At 69.3% G+C, this 3740-nt stretch carries 4 protein-coding genes; 2 read left to right on the forward strand and 2 right to left on the reverse strand.

Going from position 1 to position 3740, the window contains the following annotated elements; translation table 11 throughout:
* Both M0P34_RS14250 and M0P34_RS14255 read right to left on the reverse strand, forming a co-directional pair.
* Positions 1-773, reverse strand: a 773-nt coding sequence (locus M0P34_RS14250) for a hypothetical protein (RefSeq protein ID WP_291500300.1), incomplete at its 3' end; no start/stop codon positions are given.
* A gap of 39 nt (positions 774-812) precedes the next feature.
* Positions 813-1418 carry a hypothetical protein gene (locus M0P34_RS14255; RefSeq protein ID WP_291500302.1) on the reverse strand — a complete coding sequence of 202 codons (606 nt, stop codon included), beginning with the start codon at positions 1416-1418 and terminating at the stop codon, positions 813-815.
* 230 nt (positions 1419-1648) lie between these two features.
* On the opposite strand from M0P34_RS14255, the gene M0P34_RS14260 reads away from it, so the two are divergent.
* Complete coding sequence (locus M0P34_RS14260; protein ID WP_291500304.1) at positions 1649-2389, forward strand: prepilin-type N-terminal cleavage/methylation domain-containing protein; 741 nt, start codon at positions 1649-1651, stop codon at positions 2387-2389.
* 54 nt (positions 2390-2443) lie between these two features.
* Positions 2444-3740 (forward strand): prepilin-type N-terminal cleavage/methylation domain-containing protein (locus tag M0P34_RS14265; RefSeq protein WP_291500306.1); only part of this gene is annotated, 1297 nt, incomplete at its 3' end.

Below are 3740 nucleotides of genomic sequence, written 5' to 3' on the forward strand. Positions count from 1 at the left end.
ATCACGGACCAGCCCTGGTATTCCGGGCGCACCACAAGCAGGCGGCCTTCCCGGGCGGGGCGCACCCCGGTGCCCCACCCCGGGCCGGTGGACAGCAGGGCGTCGAAGCCCGCGTCTTCGGCGGCCAGCAGCGTGGCGTCGGCCTCCCAGCCCCAGACGCCCAACCCCAGCAGCAGGTCCACCTGCGGGCGGGCCTCCCGGGCGGCGCGAAGCACCGCGTCCACGGCCTCCCGGGGCGCCGGGGCGTACATGTCGCCCAGGGTCGGCAGAAGGACCACACCGACCCGCAGCCCCCCCGCCTCCAGGATCCGCAGGCGGCATTCCCGGGCGGGCGGCAGCCACGCCGGGCCCGGGAGGGCCTCCGCCGCGCGCAGCCACTCGAAGTCCCGGGCGGACAGCAGCCCGAGATCGTAGCGCATGGCCGCGTAGGCCTGGGCCAGGGCCTGGGCGACGTTATCTCCGGCCAGGGCGGCCCGCAGGGGCGTGAACTCGTGCCCCCCGCCAAGGACCAGCACCCGGCCATCCATGAGCCCGCGGACGCGGGCCAGGGCCGTGGCCCGGCGGGCCAGGCCGCCCCGGGCCGTTTCGCCGCACACCTCGCAGGGCAGGTAGCGGCCTTCGGAGTTCCCGGTGAACAAAATCGTGAGCAGCGGCTGCGGGGCCTGGGCCCGCGCCACCCCGACCGGGCCCCACGGCGCGGCGAACAGCACAAGCAGCCCCAGGGCCAGAGCCAGGGCCAGGCGCCCGAAATGCGGGAAGGGGGAAAACGTCATGGGCCAGGGATGTTGCCGGGGGCGGCGCCCCCGCGCGGGCTAGAAGAGATCCAGGGCAATGTAGCAGTCCACCCCGTCGCCATCCGCCCGGGCAGAGACGATCACACTGCCCGAGTCGCCCCGGGCGTCGTCGAACTTGCGGTCCAGGGCCACGGCCTCCAGGCGGTCGAAGCGCTCCAGCTTGAAGAAGTGCCCCGCGGACACCGGCTGGCCTTCGATACGCAATTCGGCGTAGTACAGAATGATCTTCCGCCCCCGGACGAGGACCGGCGGGTCGGGCAGCGTGCCGGACTGACGCAGGTCGTCGAACACGCGCCCCGCTTCGCCCAGTTCCTTTTCGATGCGCCCGTTGGCGTTGCCGTGGGGAAAGTCCCCGGGCAGGGCGCCGGTCTGGTCCTGGTAAAGCCGCACGGCGGTGCGCAGCCGCTCCACCTGGTTCCAGGTGTACAGGGCGTTGGTCCATTTGTACGGGGTGATGTCCGGGTAGGGGGAGTCGTCGTCAGTGGAGGAGACGAGAAGCACAAGGCCCAGCAAGATGATGGACAAAAGGCTCAGGGCCACGCTGAACTCGATGAAGGAGAAACCCGCGGCCCGGGCCCTTGTTCCGCCGCGCCTCGCCGGATGTCTCGCAACCGCTGTCTGCATACTTCTGGGAGCCTCGCCTCGATGCGTATCCGTGGTTTCGTATTGTGGAGCAACCTACGAGCAAAACGAACAAATGGCAAGAGCTGTTGCCGCGCAGGGGGATGATTCCCCCAAAGGCCCACCAACTGCTCTTTTTTCATCGATGCGCCCCTTTTCCCCCCTGTATTGCTTTTTTCCCTGAAAGCGGTCATTATCGCAGCATCATAAAAACAGGCAGGACAGTGCGTACAATGAAACACAGCACGACCGGCTCGCCCCCTCCGGGCACGGGCGCCGGAGAACAACGCCGACGGGGCCGCAGCGGATTCACGCTCATCGAGCTGTCCGTGGTCATCGTCATCATCGGCATCATCCTGGCCGCCGGGACCGTGGGCTGGAACGCCGTGACCCAGGGCCGCCGCCTGGCCGAGGCCAAGACCAACCTGGCCGAAGTGCGCGACTGCCTCGTGCGCAGGATGTACCACAACAACACCTACCCGTCCTACACGGCCGGGCTCGACTGCCAGGTGGGCGGCAGCTTCAGCGCCCCCGCTATGGACGTGGACGCCTGCCTGTGCGGCGTGCTCGACCCCTGGGGCCGGAACGTCCATTACATTGAAGGGGTCACCGACGACGGCACGGGGGGCTATGTGGCCCTGGGCGGCCGCCATGTGGCCAGCGTCGCCCACCAGGGCGTCAACGGCACCACCCCCGACCGGGACGCCTCCCGGCTCATCGACATGAACGGCAACGACGTGAACTATGTGGTCTTCGCCCTCGTCAGCCCCGGGGCCGACGGGCTGCTGGACGACGCGTCCTACCGCGACCTGTTCTCCGGCGGTTCCCTGGCCGCGACCCTGGACCCGAACGACCCGCCGGACTTCGACCGCGCGACGCCCCCGGACTACTCCGTCCCGTGGACCATCGAAGGCGACGACGACATCTACCTGTACCTGACCGCCCCCGAACTGCGCACCCTGTTGGCGCAGTAGCGGGCCGCCCCGCGCGCTGGCGGGGCAAGGCAGACAACCCAAAGAGGGGACACCGTGAAATCCCGCACCGCCGCCAGAGCGTTCACGCTCATCGAAATGGCCATCGTGCTGGTCATCATCGGGCTTCTGGTGGGCCTTGTGGCGCCCATCGTCACCGACATGATCAAACGCGAGAAATCCTCGTCGGCCCAGGCCTACCTGGCCCAGGTCAAGGACGAGATCATCGGCTTCGCGCTCATCAACAAGCGCCTGCCCACGAACAGCGAGCTGGGCACCAGGGTCGACCCCTACGGCAACACCCTGGTCTACCGCGCGCCCTCGGCCCTTACGGCGTCCCCGCTGTGCGACGCCGTGCCTGGCGCGGGCACCCTGTACACCGTCCACGAAACCCAGCCCGACGGCAGCCTCGCCGACTACAGCAGCATCGCCTTCGTGCTGTCCAGCGCCGGGCGCAACCTGCAAGAAGAGCACACCGTCTCCGGAACCGACGTCACGACCTACGACGTGCGCGCCTGGGCCGACCACGGAAGCCCGGCCCCCGGCCAGGAATCCTACGACGACATCGTGGCCTACGTCTCCTACAACTTCCTGCGCAGCAAGGTCTGCACCAACAGCAGCAACAACTCCTACAACCCGCCCGGCTCCGACGTGTCCTTCGCCCAGAACATCGCCGACTTCGCCGGGGCCAGCCAGGGCGGGGCCGCCACCAGCGTGGACCCCCACTCCGCAGGCGGAGGCAAGGTCAGCGTCAACATCACCGAAGGCACCGTCGAGATGAGCACCACGGCCAACTCGCCGAGCGCGGCCTGCGTCTGGTATCAGGGCAGCAGCGCGGCGGGCAACTGCTCGGATGCCAACGCCGGCGACGGGCGCGGCAACGGCGTGTGCGACTGGGGCGGCGGCGTGCGGGCCTATTTCACCTTCCAGCTCGACGCCGACCCCGCCGACCAGAACCGCGGCCACGGCGGCGGCTTCACCTTCGCCCTGGCCGACGGCAACAACGGCCCGCAGTCCTGCGGCGCAGCCTCGGGCAGCGACAGCTGGATGGGCTACAGCGAGGTGCAGGGCAACCTGGGCGCCGACGGCGGCGTGAATCCGCCCAAGATGGCCGTGGAGGTCGACACCTTCGCCGACGGCAGCAAGTGCGACCCCGGCTACAACCACTCCGCCCTGGTCTACTGGACCGGCAACGCCGACAGCAACAGGCACGGCGAGGACATCCCCCCGGCCACCGCCACCGGGGTGAGCGTCACGCCCATCACCTTCGCCTCGTCCAGGCCCTTCAACCCGACCCTGAACGCCGCGTCCATCGCCCTCGACAACGCCGACCCCAACGCCAACACCTACGCCG

The organism is Desulfocurvus sp. (assembly GCF_023230885.1).
In the GTDB taxonomy this organism is placed as follows: Bacteria; Desulfobacterota; Desulfovibrionia; order Desulfovibrionales; family Desulfovibrionaceae; genus Desulfocurvus.

Excerpts from the sequence above, each read along its gene's own strand:
- M0P34_RS14255 (WP_291500302.1), bottom strand. The coding sequence starts at position 1,418 with ATGCAGACAGCGGTTGCGAGACATCCGGCGAGGCGCGGCGGAACAAGG.
- M0P34_RS14260 (WP_291500304.1), top strand. The coding sequence starts at position 1,649 with ATGAAACACAGCACGACCGGCTCGCCCCCTCCGGGCACGGGCGCCGGA.